The following is an 18,148-nucleotide window of genomic DNA, read 5'->3' on the forward strand; positions in this document are numbered from 1 at the left end:
TAGGACATGGTTTCGGATAGCAACCGGCTCATCGCAGGGCGCTACCAGTTAGTGCGCGAACTGGGCCGCGGGGGGATGGGCGTGGTCTGGGAAGGCCGCGACACACTGCTGAACCGGCAGGTGGCCATCAAGGAAGTGCTGCTGCCGGACGGCCTGTCGCCGGGCGACCAGGAGCGTCAGCTGTTAAGGACCGCCCGCGAGGCTCGCACCGCGGCCAAGCTGAACCACCCCTCCGTCGTCGCCGTCTACGACGTGGTCGAGGAGGGCGGCCGGCCGTGGATCGTGATGGAGCTGGTCAGCCATCCGTCGGTCGAGCAGGTCGTGCTCACCACGGGCGCACTCCCGGTGCGAGAGGCCGCGGACCTGGGCCGGCAGGTGCTGTCCGCGCTGCGGACCGCCCACGAGGCGGGCATCCTGCACCGCGACGTCAAGCCGAGCAACATCCTGCTGGCGGACGACGGCCGCGCCGTCCTCATGGACTTCGGCATCGCCACGGTCGAGGGTGACGCGTCGCTGACCAGGACCGGCATGGTCACGGGCTCGCCGAGCTTCCTGGCCCCGGAACGGGTCCGCGCCGAGAACGCGGGACCGGCCTCCGACCTGTGGTCGCTGGGCGCCACGCTGTACGCGTGCATGGTCGGCCGCTCGCCGTTCGAGCGCGGCGACCCCATGGCCACGCTCAACGCGCTGCTCACCGAGGAGCCCGACTACCGCCGGATCCCGCCGGCCATGCACCCGATCCTGAAGGGGCTGCTCCGGAAGGAGCCCCAGGACCGGGTGACCGCCGAGGAGGCCGACCGGCTGCTGGCGGCCATCGCCGCGGCCAGGCCCGCCTCCGCCGACCTCGACCCGCCGGAGCGGAAGAAGGGCGAGGGTCCCGGCCGGGCGCTGCTCGCGGCGGCCGCGGCGGTGGTGCTGGTGCTGACGGGCGGCGCGGTCGCGTACTTCAGGATCGCCTCCCCGGCCGAGGGCACGCCGCGCGCGACCGCTCAGCCGGCCGCGGCGACCGCCCCGCTCACCCCGACCGCCGCGCCGACCACGCAGGGCGCGACGCCCTCCGCGACACCGACGCCCAGCGTGAGCAGGGTCGTGCCCGCCGTGCGGGCGTGGAGGTCGCGGGACGGCTGGTCGATCATGCGGCCGACCGGCTGGCGGGGAGCGCGCGCCGAGGCGTACACGGAGTGGACCCGCAGGGACGGCAACGCCCACCTCGGGGTCGAGGCCGTCTACTCCAACCTCGACCCGAGCCAGCTCATCCGCAACTCCCAGGAGACCCTCGCGGAGACCGCCCAGAACGTCGTCAACCGCGCCCGGCGGACGGTGACGCACCAGGGCGTGCCGGCGGTGGAGTGGGAGTTCTCCTGGACGGCGGGCGCGGCCGGCGACGCGCCGTGGCAGCGGCCGGGCACCCGCTACCACGAGGTACGCCGGGCCGTCGCCATCGGCGACACCGCCTACCTGCTGTCCTGGACCGTCACCGAGAACCAGTGGCGGCGCAACCGGGCCCTTATGCGACAGGTGATCAACAGCTTTACTGTTGGGGCATGAGCCCCTGGAACCTGCTCGCACTGCCACCGCTGCCCGAAGAGGTCATGCGCCGCCTGCTGGCGCCGCTCGGCGATCGGGTGGCGGTGCGCGTGCCCGCCTCCCGTGACCGCGACGCGCTCCTCGCGGCGCTGCCGGAGGCCGAGATCGTGCTCGGCGACTGGACGGGCACGCTGGTCATGGACGCCGGGGCGGTCCGGGCGGCGCCCCGGCTGGCGTTCGTGCAGCAGCCGTCGGTGGGCGTGGACGGCCACGACCTGGACGCCCTGGCCGCGGCCGGGGTGCCGCTGGCCAACACGCCCGGGGTCAGCGCGGTGGCGGTCTCCGAGTGGTGCCTGGCCGCCACGATGTCGCTGTCGCGCAAGCTGGCCGCCGCCGACGCCGCCGTACGCGCGGGGGAGTGGCCGCAGCAGGGGCTGCAGCCCCACGAGCTGCGCGGCCGGCGCGTGGGCATCGTCGGCTACGGCCCGATCGGCGCCACCTGCGCGGAGATGTTCCGCGCGCTCGGCTGCCAGGTGTCCTACTGGACGCGCACCCCGCGCCCGGACCCCGGATTCGAGGACCTGGAGACGCTCGTGTCCGCGTGCGACGTCGTGGTCGTCGTGATCGCGCTGTCGGATGAGACCCGTGGCCTGGTCGACCCCGGCCGCATGAAGCAGGGCGCCCTGCTGGTCAACGCGGCCAGGGGCGGCGTGGTAGACCAGCCGGCGCTCGTGGCCGCCCTGCGCGAGGGCCGGCTGGGCGGGGCCGCGCTGGACGTCTTCGACGTGGAGCCGCTGCCCGCCGGCGACCCGCTGCGCGAGCTGCCGAACGTCCTGCTGTCACCGCACGTCGCCGGCGTCACCCCCGAGGCCACCGGCCGCCTGCTCACCGCCACCCTGGACAATCTGACCGCCGCCGTCGAGGGACGGGAGGTCGACGGCGTGCTTAACGGAATATCGCCGGTGATCAACCGAAAGTTTACGGAATCGCCTACCACGTAGGGGATCCACCTGGCACGATGAACAGTTTTCGTGTCTTTAACGACCCCGGTCTGTTCCGGATCGCTCATGGGAGATACCGTCTTACGGACGATCTCTACCAGCTCAAGGGGGTGCTTTCGTGACGACGACGATGTCGACACACCAACGGGCAGTAGAGCAGATCCGGCAGTCGTACGCCGCGATCCCCGGCGACGCCGCGCCCCGGCTGGCCAAGTCCACGTCCAACCTCTTCAGGTTCCGCGACGGCGGGCGGACGGCCAAGCTCTCGGCCCGGGATCTCGACGAGGTCATCAGCGTCGATCCCGAGACGATGACGGCCGAGGTCCAGGGCATGACCACGTACGAGCACCTGGTGGACGCCACGCTGCCGCACGGGCTCATGCCTTATGTGGTGCCGCAGCTCAAGACGATCACGCTGGGGGGCGCCGTCACCGGGCTCGGGATCGAGTCCACCAGCTTCAGGGACGGGCTGCCGCACGAGTCGGTCGAGGAGCTCGAGATCCTCACCGGGGACGGGCGCGTCGTCGTGGCCCGCGACGACAACGAGCACCGCGATCTGTTCCGCGCGTTCCCCAACTCCTACGGGACGCTCGGCTACGCCCTGCGCATCCGGATCAAGCTCCGCAAGGTCCAGCCGTACGTGCATCTCACCCACGTCAAGTTCACCGACGCGGGCAAGTGCATGCTGGCCATGCAGGAGATCTGCGACAGCATGGTGTACGACGGCGAGAGCGTCGACTTCGTGGACGGCGTCTTCTTCGCCCCCGGTGAGATGTACCTCACGCTCGGCCGCTTCGCCGAGCGCGCTCCCTACATCTCCGACTACACCGGAATGCGGATCTACTACCAGTCCATCAGGCAGCGCAGCCGCGACTGGCTGACGATCCGCGACTACCTGTGGCGCTGGGACACCGACTGGTTCTGGTGCTCGCGCGCCTTCGGCGTGCAGCAGCCGGTGGTCCGCTCGCTCATGCCGCGCCGCTGGATGCGCTCCGACGTCTACCGGCGCCTGGTGGCGCTCGACCGGAAATACGGCCTGACCGCCCGCGTCGACAGGTGGCGCGACCAGCCGGTGCAGGAGTCGGTCATCCAGGACGTCGAGACCCCGGTCGAGCGCGGGGCCGAGTTCCTGGAGTTCTTCCACGACAAGGTGGGCATGACCCCGGTGTGGATGTGCCCGCTGCGGGCCTCGACCCGCTGGCCGCTCTACCCGCTCGAGCCGGGCAAGCTCTACGTCAATTTCGGTTTCTGGGGAATGGTGCCGCTGCCACGGGGGCGGTTCGACGGTTACTACAACCGGCTCATCGAGTCTTCTGTACACGACCTCGATGGCCACAAGTCGCTCTACTCGACCTCGTTCTATGCCCGTGAGCAGTTCTGGCAGCTGTACAACGGCGACGCCTATTGGCCGGTCAAGCGGGAATACGACCCGAACGGTCGCCTGCTGGACCTGTACGAAAAGTGTGTACGGGGAAGGTGAGTTGATGGCTCTCGCAACCATCTTTGAGAAAATCGTCGGCACGGAAGCGAACCTCGCGTTCATGGCCTACGACGGCAGCAAGGCCGGGCCGGACGGCGCCGACCTGGCCCTCGAGGTCAAATCACCGATCGCGGTGGCCTACCTGGCCCAGGCACCGGGGGAACTGGGCCTGGCCAGGGCGTACATCTCCGGTCACATTGACGTTCACGGCGACCTGTACGCGCTGCTGGACCGGATGTGGAACATCACCACCAACGACCTGACGACCTCCGAGAAGGTCGCCGCCGTCCGGTCGCTGGGCGTCAAGCCGCTCCTCATGCGGGTGCCGCCGCCACCGCAGGAGATCCGCCAGAGCACCCTGGCGCGGCTGGGCTCCCGGCACGCCAAGCAGCGCGACGCCGAGGCCATCCACCACCACTACGACGTCTCCAACCGCTTCTACGAGTGGGTCCTGGGCCCGTCCATGGCCTACACGTGCGCGTGCTTCCCGACGGAGGACTCGACGCTGGAGGAGGCCCAGTACGCCAAGTTCGACCTGGTGGCCCGCAAGCTCGGCCTGGAGCCGGGGATGCGCCTGCTGGACGTCGGCTGCGGCTGGGGCGGCATGGTCATGCACGCGGCCAAGCACTACGGCGTCAAGGCGCTCGGCGTCACGCTGAGCCGCCAGCAGGCGGAGTGGGCGCAGAAGGCCATCGCCGACGCGGGCCTGCAGGACCTGGCGGAGGTCCGCTTCATGGACTACCGCGACGTCAAGGAGTCGGGCTTCGACGCGGTCAGCTCCATCGGCCTGACGGAGCACATCGGCAAGGCGAACGTGCCGTCGTACTTCCAGTTCCTGTACGGCAAGCTCAGGCCCGGCGGCCGCATCCTGAACCACTGCATCACCCGGCCGACCGGCAAGGAGAAGACGTTCAACAAGGGCGGCTTCATCAACCGCTACGTCTTCCCCGACGGTGAGCTGGAGTCGGTGGGCTGGCTGATCCGGCAGATGGAGGACACCGGCTTCGAGATCCGCCACGAGGAGAACCTGCGGGAGCACTACGCCAAGACCCTGCGCCACTGGTGCGACAACCTGGACGCCAACTGGGACGACGCGGTCCAGGAGGTCGGCATGGGCACGGCCCGGGTGTGGGCCCTGTACATGGCGGGGTGCATCGTGGGCTTCGAGCGCAACAAGGTCCAGCTCCACCAGGTGCTGGGCGTCAAGCTCGACCAGCAGGGCCGCTCCGGCGTCCCGCTCCGGCCCGCCGTCGACTGGCCCTGAGGCGGCGCCGATCCGCACCTCGGGTCGGTGCCTGAAGCGAAACGGAGCTTGCGGTTGACGCAAGCTCCGTCGCTATCCCGCGGACGTGGACAAGGAATCGGCCTGTTCGCCGTGTCCGGCCGCCATGCGATGGTGCCTGTCCTTGGCGTGCCGCCCCCTGCTGGGATGGTGCTCGTCCGTGCTGGAGTCCTCTGGTGACTCCAGCGGCTGCTCCTTGGGATTGTGGGGCTTCGCGTGCCTGCCCACGTGATCTCCTTAGACTCTCCCAACTGCTTAAAGTGACCGTATGGCTACAGTCGGCATCGGGGCAAGCGGGAACCCGGTAAAGGTGAAGCAGTTTTCAGGGAGGGAGCCGGCCCGGCGACCCCTGACCAGATCGCCGGGCCAGGCAAGAGGGGGCGCATCAGGTGCAGGTGGTGCCGTTCAGGGTGAAGGAGGATGGCTGGGCGGTGTTGCCGCCGTGCGTGGCCTGGAAGCCGAACGACGCGGACGCCCCCGGGGCGATGGCCGCGTTGTAGGAGGCGTTCCTGGCCGTCACCTGGCCGCTGGTCGGCGAGATCGAGGCGTTCCAGGTCGAGGTGATCGTCTGGCCGGCCGGCAGGGTGAAGGCCAGGTTCCAGGCGGAGACCTGGGTCGTGCTCGTGTTGGCGATGGTGACGGCGGCGGTGAAGCCGGTGTTCCAGGCGTTCGTCGTGTACGTGACGCGGCACGCCCCGGTCGGCGGGGTGGGTGAGGTGGTCGGCGTGGTGGTGGGGTCGCCGCCCTCCGAGAGGCCGAAGAAGTCGATCACCGCGGCCGCCATCCCGCTCTGCGGCAGGCTGTGGCCCACGCCCTGGAGGCTGATCGCCTCGACCGGGGCCATGGTGCCCGTGCCGCCGTACCGGGTCCGGGCCCAGCCGGATCGGGGCTGGTCGGTGAGGCTGGGGGTCTGGCTCAGGCCGTGGACGTCGGTCCACTGCTTGATCTGCTCCTGGAAGTTCGGGTAGCGCAGCGTGGTGTCCTCGGTGCCGTGCCACGTCTGCATGCGCGGCCGCGCGCCGGTGTACCCGGGGTAGGCCGCGCGTACGAGGTCGCCCCACTGTTGCGGCGTCTTGGTGACCTGGCCGTTGGCGCAGGCGCTGTTCCAGCTGGAGCCGTCGGTGGTGGCGAAGCAGCCGAACGGCACGCCCATGAACGCCGCCCCCGCCCTGAACACGTCGGGGTAGGCGCCCAGCAGGACGTTGGTCATCATGCCGCCGGAGGAGGCGCCCGTCACGAACGTACGGGCGGGGTCGGCGTTGTGGCGCTGCTGGACGTACCTGACCATGGAGACGATCCCGACGGGGTCGCTGCCGCCGTCATGGCGCAGCGCCTGCGGCGAGGAGACGTCGAAGCAGGAGCCGCTCCTGGTCGCCGACGGGTAGATGACCACGAACTTGTACCGGTCGGCGAGCGAGGCGAACTCCGTGCCGGAGTGGAACGCCGGGCCGGATCCCGTGCAGTAATGTACGGCCACCAGCAGCGCGGGCCGGGCGGGGACACCGTCGGGGACGTACAGGTGCATGCGTAAGTTGGTGGGGTTCGTACCGAAGCCGGTCACTTCCGTGAGCTGGGCGGACGAGGCCGGCGGCGCGGCCGTCAGCCCGGCGGCCACCAGTGCCGCGGCGGCGATCACGGCGCTTGCTATTCGAGCTCTCAGCTTCATCGAGTTCCTCTCGCTCGTCCGCCGAAACATTGCGAGTGTCCACAGAAAATTTCGGCATCGCAACAGCCAGGGGCGACCGGCCGAGACGGAAGGCGATGAGCTGCCAAGAGGCGCGGCTCAGGCGGTCAGGACGATGAAAGTTTCGCCAGCTCGCGCAGCGTGCCGGTGAGGCCCTGCCACGCCTGCTCGGCGTCCGGAGTGGCACCGTGCGGCCCCCGGAACCACGCCACGAACTCCGCCACGTCGTCGAGGGCCCACCGCAGCCGGTAGAGCGCCAGGGCGCCGGGGTCGGGCTTGCGGCCGGTCGCCTCCGCGTACCGGGCGAGGTCGTCGTCGGTTCCGGCCACCAGCCACAGGTCCCGCTCCGGCACGGCCATCCCGACCGTGTCCCAGTCCAGCAGCAGCCGCCGCCCGCCGGGGGCGCGCAGCAGGTTGCCGGGGTGCGGCTCGCCGTGCGTGACCACCGGCTCCCCGGGCCTGCCCGCCAGCCGGTCGAACTCCTCCAGCCCGCGCCGCAGCACCCCGGCGTGGTCCGCGATCAGCTCCTGCGCGGGCCCGGCGTACGGGCCGCCGAGCCAGGACAGGGACGTGTCGCGCAGCGCCTGCTCCAGCCCGGCCCGGCCGGTCAGCTCCACCGGGCGGCCGGGGGTGGGCAGCGGGGGCGGGGTCGCGTGCAGCTCGGCCAGCAGGTCGATGACGAGGGCACGCTCGCCGGCGGGCAGCTCGTCGCCGAAGTGGCCGGGGGTGCCGTCCTCGTACGGGAACACGCTCATGGCGTACCGGTGGCGGTCGAGGCGGCGCAGCGTCGTGCCGTCGGCCGCGCGCAGCGGCGCGACGACGAAGTCCAGGCCCGCCTCCTCGCGCAGCGCCGCCGCCGTCTCCATGGCCAGCCGGAGGCCGTCGAACGTGCGCCGCCGCACGTCCGCGACCGTGACGAACCAGCGCCGCCCGCCCCTGTCGGCCGCCACCCAGTGGAAGTCGCCGAACCCGACCGGCGCGTAGTCCAGCGTGGCGGCCTCGATCTCCCACTCGCCCAGTGCGGGCCGCAGCAGCCCCTCGTCGAAGTCGTCCGGCCGATCGCGCATACCGAGCAAGCTATCGGCCCGTCCGGGGTCACTTCACCTGGATAAGCAGGCCCGCGCCGCGCCCGCCCGCGATGTCCCATCTCCGGGTCGTCCGCCACCCGCGTGGCCGGCCCGCCACCAGAGTCGCGCGAGCATCCCATGGGCCGGCGAGGAAGAAGGCGCGGGCCGGGCCCGCGCCTTCGAGGATCGGAGACCGGCCGGCTACCGGAGCTCGCGCTTGAGGATCTTGCCCGTGGCCGTCATCGGCAGGGAGTCGCGGAACTCGATGATCCGGGGGTACTTGTAGGCCGCCATGTTCTCCTTGGCCCAGGCGATCAGCTCGTCCTCGGTGGTCGTGGTCCCGGGGGTGCGGATGACGTACGCCTTGATCTCCTCGCCGTGCGACTCGTGCTCGACCCCGACCACGGCGGCCAGCGACACGGCCTCGTGCGTCATGAGGACCTCTTCGAGCTCGCGCGGGTAGACGTTGAACCCGCCTCGGATGATCATGTCCTTGGCCCGGTCGATGATGGAGTAGTAGCCGTCGGCGTCGCGCGTGGCGATGTCGCCCGTACGGAACCAGCCGTCCTTCATGACCTCGGCCGTGGCCTCCGCGCGGCCGTAGTAGCCCTTCATGATGTTGTGGCCGCGGATGGCGATCTCGCCGGGGCCCTCGCCCTCGACGGTCTTCCAGTCGCCGTCGATCAGCTTCATCTCCACGCCCCAGATGGGGGTGCCGATCGTGCCGGGCTTGGTGGGCCGGCCGAGCTGGTTGAAGCTGGCCACCGGCGACGTCTCCGACAGGCCGTAGCCCTCCAGGATGCCGATGCCGAACGTCTGCTCGAAGTCCTTGAGCACCTCGACCGGCGACGACGCGCCGCCCGCCACGGCCACCCGCACCGAGCGCGGCACCTCCGCACCCTCGGCGTGGATCTTCGTGAGCATGCCCCAGTACATCGTGGGCACCCCGGCGAAGAACGTCACGTTCTCCTTGACCATGATCGACAGCGCCTCGCCGGGCTCGAAGCGCGGCATCAGCACCACGGTGGCGCCGCGCAGGAAGCCCGTGTTCATGACGACGGTCTGGCCGAAGGAGTGGAACAGCGGCAGCACCGCCAGGTAGGTGTCGGCCGCGCCCTCCTCCCGCGGGAACATCTTGTCGCTGACCATGGAGTTCATCAGCATGTTCTGGTGGCTGAGCTCGGCTCCCTTGGGCTGGCCCGTGGTGCCCGAGGTGTAGAGGATCACCGCGGTGTCGTCGGGCGCCGTCTGCACGGTCTCGAACTCCGCCGCCATCCCGCCGAGCGCGGCCCAGATCGACTCGCCGTACTCCGACTCGGTCGCCAACGGGGTCGCGGGCAGCACGAAGAAGTGCTCGCAGCCCTGCGCCGCCTCGAAACCGGCCTTGCCACGCTCACCCAGCGGCAGCTCGGGCGTGCCCTCGAAGCAGAACAGCGCCTTGGCGTCGCTGTCGTCGAGGTGGTAGGCGATCTCGCGCGACTGCAGCAGCACGTTGAGCGGCACCACCGTCGCGCCGGCCTTGAGGATGCCGTAGTAGACGAACGGGAAATACGGCAGGTTGGGGCAGGCCAGCGCGACCTTGTCACCCTTGCCGATGCCGCGCGTCACCAGCAGGTTCGCCACCTGGTTGGCGACCGTGTCGATCATGGAGTACGGCAGCCGCATGTCGCCGAAGACGATCGCGGTGCGGTCGGGGGTGTTCCTGGCGCTGTCTTCCAAGACGACCGACAAGTTGAGCATGACGCCTTCCTCCCTCTGAACGGCTTCGGCGCCATCCTCGCAGGCCGTGCATACCGGTTGGTAGGGGCAATTTCATCGCCACCTGCAGCGGTCCGCCGAACACGGACCACCGGAGGCAACGCGTGCCACAACTGGATATGGACGCGCCCGCCTACGTCGAGTAAGCAAGTAGGAAGTTACTTACCCCTTGGAGGGGGTCATGGAGTACGACTACGTGATCGTCGGGGCGGGCTCCGCAGGATGCGTGCTGGCCAACCGACTATCCACGGACCCGGGTGTGTCGGTGGCGCTGGTCGAGGCCGGCGGGACGGACGACAAGCTGGAGATCCGCATGCCCGCGGGCTTCGCCAAACTGTTCAAGACCGACTACGACTGGAACTACACCACGGCCAAACAGGGCGAGATGTCCGGCCGCGAGCTCTACTGGCCGCGGGGTCGCGTGCTCGGCGGCTCCTCCTCGCTCAACGCCCAGATGTGGGTGCGCGGCTGCCAGCAGGACTACGACCAGTGGGGCGTCCAGGGCTGGGCCTACGACGACGTCCTGCCGTACTTCACCAGGGCCGAGCGCCGCGTCGGCACGAACCAGGGCGGCGTCTACGGCACCACCGGCCCCCTGTACATCTCGGAGCTGCGCAGCCCCAACGTGACCACCGCCGCGTTCCTGCGGGCGTGCGAGGAGCTCGGCCTCAGCCGCCTCGGCGAGCTGAACGGCCGCTCCAACGAGGGCTACTGCCCCACCCCCGTCACCCAGAACCGGGGCAGGCGCTGGAGCTCCGCCGACGCCTACCTGCGCCCCGCGACCTCGCGGCCCAACCTCCACGTGATCACGGGCGCCACGGTGGACCGGGTGACGTTCGACGGCAAGCGGGCGACGGGCATCGAGCACAGCGGCGGCGCCCAGATCAAGGCCCGGCTGGAGGTGATCCTGGCCGCGGGCGCGATCGGCTCCCCCTACCTGCTCCTGCGCTCCGGCGTGGGCGCGCCCGACGAGCTGCGCGACGCCGGGGTCCCGATCGTGCACGAGCTGCCCGAGGTCGGCAGGAACCTGCAGGACCACCTGTCCAGCGGCGTGTTCATCGAGTGCAAGCAGCCGGTGACGCTCACCAAGGCCGAGTCGATGAGCAACCTGCTGCGCTACATCGTCCTGCGCTCCGGCATGCTCACCACGAACGTGGGGGAGGCGGTCGCGTTCATCAAGACCTCGGACGGGGAACCGGCGCCGGACATCGAGCTGATCTTCGCGCCGGGGCCGTTCATCGACCACGGCCTCACCCCGCCGACCGGCCACGGGCTCACCGTCGGGGTCGTGCTGCTGCAGCCGGAGAGCCGCGGCCGGGTCGGGCTGAGCGGCAGGGACGTGGTGATCGACCCCGGCTACCTCACCGCCGAGGCCGACGTCAGGCGCCTGGTCGCGGGGCTGCGGATGGCCAAGCAGGTGTTCGCCACCGCCGCGATGAGGCCGTACGCGGGCGGGCCGATGGCGCCCTACTGGGCGCCGGAGACCGACGAGGAGCTCGCCCAGTGGGTACGCGAGCGCGGCGAGACCCTGTATCACCCTGTCGGGACCTGCCGCATGGGCGCCGACGAGGACTCCGTCGTGGACCCGGCCCTGCGCGTGCGCGGCGTCCAGGGGCTCAGGGTCGTGGACGCGTCCATCATGCCGACCCTGAACCGCGGCCACACCCACGCGCCCGCCATCATGATCGGCGAGAAGGGGGCCGACCTCATCAGGGGGAGCAAGCCTTGACGTAAGTGGTCACTTGCGTAATCTCGTCGGTATGACGATGCCCGCGGACCTCGACCTGTCGCAGATCCCGTTCTGGGGGCTGCCGCAGGCCGAGCGCATGGAGGCCTTCCGCAGGCTGCGCGAGCTCGACCGCCCGGTCTTCGTGCCGGAGCAGACGGTGCCGTTCATCGGAGGCGGGCCGGGCTACCACGCCCTGGTCCGCCACGCCGACGTGACCGAGGCCAGCAGGAACGCGGCCGTGTTCAGCAGCGAGCCGTGCTCCAACAGCATCCCCGACATGCCACGCTGGCTGAGCGTCTACTTCGGCTCGATGATCAACATGGACGACCCGAGGCACGCGAGGCTGAGGCGGATCGTCTCGCGGGCGTTCACGCCGCGCATCCTGTCGAAGATGGAGGAGGACCTGGCGCGGGCGGCCAGGGAGATCGTGGACCGGGCGATCGAGGAGGGTCCGGGCGACTTCGTCACGCAGGTGGCGGCCAGGCTCCCCGTACGAGTCATCTGCGACATGATGGGCATCCCCGCGAAATTTCATGACCTGGTGTTGCGGCGGACCAACGTCATCCTCGGCAACGCCGACTCCGAATACACCGGCATCGCCCCCGAGTTCGGCCGCGTCAACGTCGCCCGCGGCCTGGTCAGGCTGCTGCACGCCGGCTTCTCGCTCAACCGCCTGGCCGCCCGCCTGGGCGACGAGCGGCGCCGGCGGCCCACGGGCGACCTGGTCAGCCTCCTGGTCAACGGCGAGGAGCGGCTCAGCTCGCAGGAGCTGGGCTCGTTCTTCATCCTGCTGGTGGTGGCGGGCAGCGAGACCACCCGCAACGCGATCGCGTACGGGCTCAAGCTCTTCACCGACCACCCCGGCCAGCGCGAGCTGTTGCTGGCGGACTTCGACGGCCGCATCGTCGGCGCCTGCGACGAGATCGTCCGCTACGCCACGCCGGTCATCCAGTTCCGCCGCACGCTGACCCGCGACCACGAGATGAACGGCACCGCGTACAAGAAGGGTGACAAGGTGCTGCTCTTCTACAACTCGGCCAACCGCGACGAGTCGGTGTTCGCGGACCCGGACACGTTCGACATCACCCGCGACCCCAATCCGCACGTCGGGTTCGGCGGCCCCGGCCCGCACTACTGCCTGGGCGCCCATCTCGCGCGCAGGGAGATGACCGTGATGTTCCGCGAGCTGTTCACCCGCCTGCCGGACATCAGGGCCGTGGGGGAGCCCGACTTCCTGCTGTCCAACTTCATCAACGGCGTCAAGCACCTCCGCTACACGTTCTGACCAGCGGGTGCCACGTGTTGTGCCACCCTCCGAGCGAGTCGAATGCTAGGTTTCGCAGTCATGGAGATCAGGACTATCCACGCCAATGGGGTGGAGTTCGCGTATCTGTCCTTGGGTGAGGGGCCGCTGGCGCTGTGCCTGCACGGCTTCCCTGACACCGCGCACACCTGGCGGCACCTGATGCCCGCGCTGGCCGAGCGCGGCTACCGCGCGGTCGCGCCGTTCCTGCGCGGCTACGCGCCCACGGAGGTCCCGGCCGACGGCGCCTACGAGGACGCGGCGCTGGTCGCCGACCTGCGCGCCCTGCACGAGGAGCTCGACGGCGGTGACGACGCCGTCGTCATCGGCCACGACTGGGGCAGCTTCCCGGTCTACGCCACGGCCGGTCGCTTCCGGCGCGCCGTCACGCTCGCGGTGCCGCCGCCGGGCTCGCTGGCGGGCGTGTTCTTCGACTACGAGCAGCTCAAGCGCTCGTTCTACATCTTCCTCTTCCAGACCGGCCTGGCGGAGGCGGCCGCCGCCACCCCCGGCTTCATCGACAACCTCTGGCGCGACTGGTCGCCCGGCTACGACGCCAGTGAGGACCTGGAGTTCGTCCGGCGCAGCCTCGGCGACCCGGCGAACCTGAGCGCGGCCATCGGCTACTACCGGGCCATGCTCGGCACCACGCCGCCCTCGGGCCGCTACCCGGCGGTCGAGCAGGGGGTCGCGGGTCCCGTCCTGTACCTGCACGGCGCCCAGGACGGGTGCCTGGGCGCCGAGCTGGTGAAGAACGCGCTCGACCACCTGCCGGAGGGCTCGCGGGCCGAGCAGGTGGCGGGCGCCGGGCACTTCCTCCACCTGGAACGGCCCGCCGAGGTCAACCGGCTCATCCTGGACTGGCTCGGCCCGGCCTCATGAGACGCTGAGGACCGCGATCACCGGGTGCTGCCCCGACAGGCTCACCCGGATCGTCTCCTCCACCGCGAACCCGCGCGGGATCTCGTCGTGGACCAGCGCCACGGCCAGCCCGCCGGGGGCCAGCACCCGCCGAACCTCCCGCCACAGCGGGGCGAGGCCGCCCGCGAGCCGCCCGGCCGGCGGCACCTGGCGGCCCCAGGGCGGGTTCACCAGCACGCGGTCCGCGCCCCCGGAGGCCACCGGGATCCGCCCCCCGTCGGCCACCGCCCAGGCGAACGACGCCCGGTGCTCCCCCGAGTTGGCCGTGGCGGCGGCGACGGCGGCCGGGTCGTGGTCGAAGCCCAGCATCCGCACGCCGGGCCCGGCCACCGCGCGGGCCTCGATGAGCGTGGTGCCCGCCCCGCAGCACGGGTCGAGCACCGTCCCGGCCCCGGCCGGCCGGGCGAGCTGCGCCATGGCGGCGGCCACCGGCGGGTGCAGCGTGCCCCGTACCGAGGCCGTCTTGTACGTCCTGCGGTGCAGCGGACGCCGTCCCGGCCGGACCGCGATGACCGCCTGGTCGCCCTCGATCGTGACCCGCCACGACATCGCGTCCAGCGGCGGCCGCCCGCCGTCCCGCCGTGAGTGGTACGGCAGCCGCAGCGGCCGCGCCAGCTCCGTCCCCACCGCGTCCTCGATCTCGAACCTGGTGTAGTTGCGCCGTCCCACGAACGACGCCGACACCTCCAGCCCGTTGCCCGCCCGCGCCAGCGGTCCGGTGTCCAGCTCGCGCGCCGCCCTGGCCAGCCGGCCCAGCGCCGAGCGGTCGTGGCCGATCCCGTCGACCACGGCGGCGGCCAGCAACACGTCGTCCGCCGTGCGCAGGCTCAGCAGGTCGGCCCCCGGCGGGGCCTCGAACCACACCTCGCGATGGCGCACACCGCGCACCACGCCGATGCGGGAACGTCTGATCTCCATGGCCACCAGGGGCTCGATGCCACGCACGGCCCTGGCCACGGCAAAGGTAGCCAACTGTCCTTCTCCCACGTCGCGACCCGGGACGGCGGTCGCTCGGCCGTCCCGCATCGCCGGCGGTGGGTCGTCCGCGACCCGCCGGCGGATCGCTAGCGGAGGTAGAAGAAGGTCATGGAGGACACCTTAGGGACGCGGGGCACCGGGAGCCACAGGTTTTTTCCGCCTTCGTACGTACGGTGTACGTCGCACCCATTGACGTAAGTGGCTGCTTTTCCAATGATTGGGTCATGAGCGTCCTGGACTTCGACCTGTCGGACCGCGACTTCTGGGCCAAGCCCATGAGCGAGCGCGAGGAGGCGTTCGAGCGGTTGCGCGCGCGTGACACCCCGGCCTTCTTCGAGGAGATGGAGATGTCGTACGCGCCGCAGGGCCCGGGCTACTACGCGCTCGTCAAGCACGCCGACATCCTCGAGGCCAGCCGCAACCCGGAGATCTTCTGCTCGGGCGACGGCGGCGCGACCAACATCCCCGACATGCCGGCGGAGTTCGCCGAGTACTTCGGCTCCATGATCAACATGGACGACCCGCGGCACGCCCGGCTGCGCCGGATCGTCTCCCGCGCCTTCACGCCCAAGATGATCAAGCAGTTCGAGACCGACGTGGAGTCGGCGGCCGTCGGCATCGTCGACGACCTGGTGGCCAAGGGCCCCGGCTGCGACTTCGTGACCGAGGTCGCCGCCCGGCTGCCGCTGAAGATCATCTGCGACATGATGGGCATCCCCGAGCGCGACTACCAGTTCGTCTTCGACCGCTCCAACATCATCCTCGGTGGCTTCGACCCCGAATACACCGGCGGCGACCTCGAACAGCTCGCCGAGCGGCTGCTCAACGCCGGCATGGAGCTGCAGCAGCTCGTGCAGGACCTGGCCGCCCACCGCGCCGACAACCCCACCGGCGATCTGACCTCGTCCCTGGTCAACGCCAACATCGACGGCGAGCGGCTGACGATGCAGGAGCTGGGCTCGTTCTTCATCCTGCTGGTCGTGGCCGGCAACGAGACCACGCGCAACGCCATCTCGTACGGCCTGCGCCTGCTCACCAAGAACCCCGACCAGCGCGCGCTCTGGCTGGAGGACATCGACGGCCGCGCGCCCGGGGCCGTGGAGGAGATCGTCCGGCTGGCCTCCCCGGTGAACTTCATGCGCCGCAAGGTCACCAGGGACTTCGAGATGAACGGGCACCTCTACCGCAAGGGCCAGAAGGCGGTGCTGTTCTACTGGGCGGCGAACAGGGACGAGGCCGTGTTCGCCGACCCGCTGCGCTTCGACATCACCCGCCACCCCAACCCGCACGTCGGCTACGGCGGCCCCGGCCCCCACTTCTGCCTCGGCGCCCACCTGGCCAGGCGCGAGATCACGGTGATGTTCCGCGAGCTGCTGCGCCGCGTGCCGGCCATCGAGGGCGGCCGGCCGGACCGGCTGCACTCCAGCTTCATCAACGGGATCAAGCACATGGAGTGCAGCTTCTAGCGGCGGCCGTCAGGACTGGCCGGCCAGCCTCATCTGGTTCATCACCGTGCGGATGTCGGGCAGGAGCTGCTTGCTGTCCGACGGGATCGACATGTAGACGATGGCCGGCACGTTCGCGCCGGTGTTGACGGCCATCGTCACGATCGTGGCCTTCTCGGTCTCCGAGGTCAGCGAGTACGCGATCAGCCGCCCCGTCTGGCCGTTCACCTTGATCGGCTGCTGGGCGATCTTGCGGACCTTGTTGTCCGGCGGGAAGAAGCGCTTGCGGGCGCTCAGCACGACCTGCTTGATCACCGGCTCCAGGTTGTCCTGCTCGTAGTACGAGGCCAGCCTCGGCGACAGCGGGCCGACCAGCAGCTCGGCGTACTTCTCCGGCGCCACCTGGACGTACTGGCGGCTGTCGAAGCCGTACGTGCCCTTGACCGTGGCGCGCTGGTCGAGCTGCCACGTGCCGCCCAGGCGCGGGATCGAGACCCCGGCGGCGGCGACGGGAACGCGGCCGATCACGGGGGCGGCCCGGCCGGAGTATTTCGGCAGCGGGCCGATCGAGGTCGACGTCTTGGTGGTCTTCGGCTCCTGCGACGCCGTGGCCTTGCCGCCCGCCACGTTCGCGCTCGACGGCTCCTCGCCGGCCAGCGGCCCCCACAGGAACGCCCACAGCAGCGCGGCGACCAGCGCGATCGCCACGGAGCCGCCGAGGGCGTAGATCCAGATGGGCTTGCCCGGCTCGTCGTCGTCCAAGGAGTCCTGCTCGCCCATGGACTGGTAGTTGTCGCCGAAGACGGTGTTCCAGAGCTCCTGCTGGCGCTCGGGTGGCGGGGTGCGGGAGCCGCTGATCTGGCCGGCCGTGACGAACCGGTGCTCCGGGTCGGAGGGGTCGCGGCTCAGGTTCGAGCCGGGGCGGCCGGACTGGTCCTCGCCGGGAGGCGCGCCGACGTGCGCGGAGTCCATGGGGGTGGAGGGGACGGCGCGGTCGTTCAGCAGGTTCTCGGAGTGCTGGGCGTAGGTGACCGTGCGCTCCTCGGCCGGGTGGCCCTGGGGCGGCGGCTGGGGACCGGACGGCCCGTCGTGCGGCGGGGCGGCCGGCGGCGCGGTGTGCGGGCCGGTGTGCGGGCCGGCCTGCGGGGGGCTCAGGTTGCCGGCCGGGGCGTTCAGGCTGTCGTACATCATCGTGTGCTCGGCCGACGAGTCGGCCGCCGCCGCGCGCTCGGCCTGGGGCCAGGGGGCGGGGCTGGAGAGGTTGGACCACGCGCCGGGGGAGGGGGTGGGCGGCTGCGCCCACGCGGGCACCGGGTCCGGGACGACCGGCTGGCCGGGCGGGGGCGCGGGGAGGCCCGGCGAGGACGCGTCCTGCCAGGGCGCCGGCCCCGCCCCGCCCGGCGCGGAAGCGTCCTGCCAGGGGGCGGGCCCGGTGCTGTGCGCGGAAGCGTCCTGCCAGGGGGCGGGCCCGGTGCTCTGCGGCGGCGCGTCCGGCCACGCGATGGGCACGTCGTGCGGCGAGCCCTCGGGCCGGCCCCCGTTCTGGCGGGGCGCGTCGGGCCAGGACGGTCCCTGCGCGGGCGCGTCGGGCCACGACGGAGGGCCGGCCGGGCCGGTGCGGGAGGCGCCCGGGGGCTCCGGCCAGGAGGTGTCCTTGCGCGGCGGCTCCGGCCAGGACGGCTCCGGCTGGGCCGGCCTGGGGGACTCCGGCCAGGACGTGGGGACCTCGGCCGGGGGGGAGTCCGGCCAGGAGGGCGCCGCGTCGCGTCGTGGTGCCTCCGGCCAGGACGATGGCAGGTGAGGTCCGGAATTCTCCGTTGCCATTGCTGCCGGCCCTCCCGAGGTTGTGTCCGGATGTCCCGTTATATCCGGATTTGACGTGTCACGCATGATCTCATGGGATTTTCCAGGAGACCCAGGTGGTTCCGCAGCGAAACGAGCGAAGCCATGTGGATCGGTGGGCGGGTCCTGCA

14 protein-coding genes are annotated in these 18,148 nt (G+C 70.9%); 8 read left to right on the forward strand and 6 right to left on the reverse strand.

What is annotated here, in order from left to right:
* Positions 1-6: 6 nt before the first annotated feature.
* The 4 genes from ACBJ59_RS39440 (at position 7) to ACBJ59_RS39455 (ending at position 5,272) form a co-directional block, all read left to right on the forward strand.
* A complete protein-coding gene (locus tag ACBJ59_RS39440; RefSeq protein ID WP_375115241.1) occupies positions 7-1,548 on the forward strand; it encodes a serine/threonine-protein kinase in 1,542 nt (513 codons plus the stop codon).
* Positions 1,545-2,528, forward strand: coding sequence for an NAD(P)-dependent oxidoreductase (locus ACBJ59_RS39445; protein ID WP_375115242.1), 984 nt, complete (start codon positions 1,545-1,547; stop codon positions 2,526-2,528). Before ACBJ59_RS39440 ends, ACBJ59_RS39445 begins: the two co-directional genes overlap by 4 nt.
* A gap of 130 nt (positions 2,529-2,658) precedes the next feature.
* Complete coding sequence (locus ACBJ59_RS39450; protein ID WP_364113409.1) at positions 2,659-4,008, forward strand: FAD-binding oxidoreductase; 1,350 nt, start codon at positions 2,659-2,661, stop codon at positions 4,006-4,008.
* A gap of 4 nt (positions 4,009-4,012) precedes the next feature.
* Entirely contained in the window at positions 4,013-5,272 is a 1,260-nt protein-coding gene (locus tag ACBJ59_RS39455; RefSeq protein WP_375115243.1) for a class I SAM-dependent methyltransferase, read from the forward strand.
* A 72-nt stretch (positions 5,273-5,344) separates the two neighbouring features.
* Here ACBJ59_RS39455 and ACBJ59_RS39460 read toward each other — a convergent pair whose 3' ends face one another.
* From ACBJ59_RS39460 to ACBJ59_RS39475, 4 genes are all read right to left on the reverse strand, one after another.
* Positions 5,345-5,518, reverse strand: a complete 174-nt coding sequence (locus ACBJ59_RS39460) for a hypothetical protein (RefSeq protein ID WP_364113159.1) — start codon at positions 5,516-5,518, stop codon at positions 5,345-5,347.
* Positions 5,519-5,675: 157 nt separating this feature from the next.
* The gene (locus tag ACBJ59_RS39465) at positions 5,676-6,956 is read right to left on the reverse strand and encodes a PHB depolymerase family esterase (RefSeq protein WP_375115244.1); all 1,281 of its coding nucleotides are present in this window, start codon (positions 6,954-6,956) and stop codon (positions 5,676-5,678) included.
* A 125-nt stretch (positions 6,957-7,081) separates the two neighbouring features.
* Positions 7,082-8,041: a phosphotransferase family protein gene (locus tag ACBJ59_RS39470; RefSeq protein ID WP_375115245.1), complete on the reverse strand. Its 960-nt coding sequence runs from the start codon at positions 8,039-8,041 to the stop codon at positions 7,082-7,084.
* 201 nt (positions 8,042-8,242) lie between these two features.
* Positions 8,243-9,781 (reverse strand): long-chain fatty acid--CoA ligase, encoded by a 1,539-nt coding sequence (locus ACBJ59_RS39475; RefSeq protein ID WP_375115246.1) that lies wholly within the window; start codon positions 9,779-9,781, stop codon positions 8,243-8,245.
* Positions 9,782-9,980: 199 nt separating this feature from the next.
* Here ACBJ59_RS39475 and ACBJ59_RS39480 point away from each other — a divergent pair, with 199 nt between their 5' ends.
* Genes ACBJ59_RS39480 through ACBJ59_RS39490 form a run of 3 tightly spaced genes read left to right on the forward strand, consistent with a single transcriptional unit; the run spans position 9,981 to position 13,713 of the window.
* Positions 9,981-11,528 carry a GMC family oxidoreductase gene (locus ACBJ59_RS39480; protein WP_375115247.1) on the forward strand — a complete coding sequence of 516 codons (1,548 nt, stop codon included), beginning with the start codon at positions 9,981-9,983 and terminating at the stop codon, positions 11,526-11,528.
* A gap of 31 nt (positions 11,529-11,559) precedes the next feature.
* Positions 11,560-12,813 carry a cytochrome P450 gene (locus ACBJ59_RS39485; RefSeq protein WP_375115248.1) on the forward strand — a complete coding sequence of 418 codons (1,254 nt, stop codon included), beginning with the start codon at positions 11,560-11,562 and terminating at the stop codon, positions 12,811-12,813.
* A 60-nt stretch (positions 12,814-12,873) separates the two neighbouring features.
* Positions 12,874-13,713 (forward strand): alpha/beta fold hydrolase, encoded by an 840-nt coding sequence (locus ACBJ59_RS39490; RefSeq protein WP_375115249.1) that lies wholly within the window; start codon positions 12,874-12,876, stop codon positions 13,711-13,713.
* Here the strand turns inward: ACBJ59_RS39490 and ACBJ59_RS39495 are convergent.
* Complete coding sequence (locus ACBJ59_RS39495; protein WP_375115250.1) at positions 13,708-14,724, reverse strand: methyltransferase domain-containing protein; 1,017 nt, start codon at positions 14,722-14,724, stop codon at positions 13,708-13,710. The two genes, ACBJ59_RS39490 and ACBJ59_RS39495, sit on opposite strands and share 6 nt — an antisense overlap.
* 230 nt (positions 14,725-14,954) lie before the next feature.
* Between ACBJ59_RS39495 and ACBJ59_RS39500 the strand changes: the two genes are divergently transcribed.
* Positions 14,955-16,196, forward strand: coding sequence for a cytochrome P450 (locus tag ACBJ59_RS39500; protein ID WP_375115251.1), 1,242 nt, complete (start codon positions 14,955-14,957; stop codon positions 16,194-16,196).
* Positions 16,197-16,205: 9 nt separating this feature from the next.
* On the opposite strand, the gene ACBJ59_RS39505 is transcribed toward ACBJ59_RS39500, so the two are convergent.
* Positions 16,206-17,999, reverse strand: a complete 1,794-nt coding sequence (locus ACBJ59_RS39505; protein WP_375115252.1) for a hypothetical protein — start codon at positions 17,997-17,999, stop codon at positions 16,206-16,208.
* Positions 18,000-18,148: the final 149 nt, after the last annotated feature.

Origin of the sequence: Nonomuraea sp. MTCD27, from assembly GCF_041950495.1 — a bacterium.
Taxonomy (GTDB): Bacteria; Actinomycetota; Actinomycetes; order Streptosporangiales; family Streptosporangiaceae; genus Nonomuraea.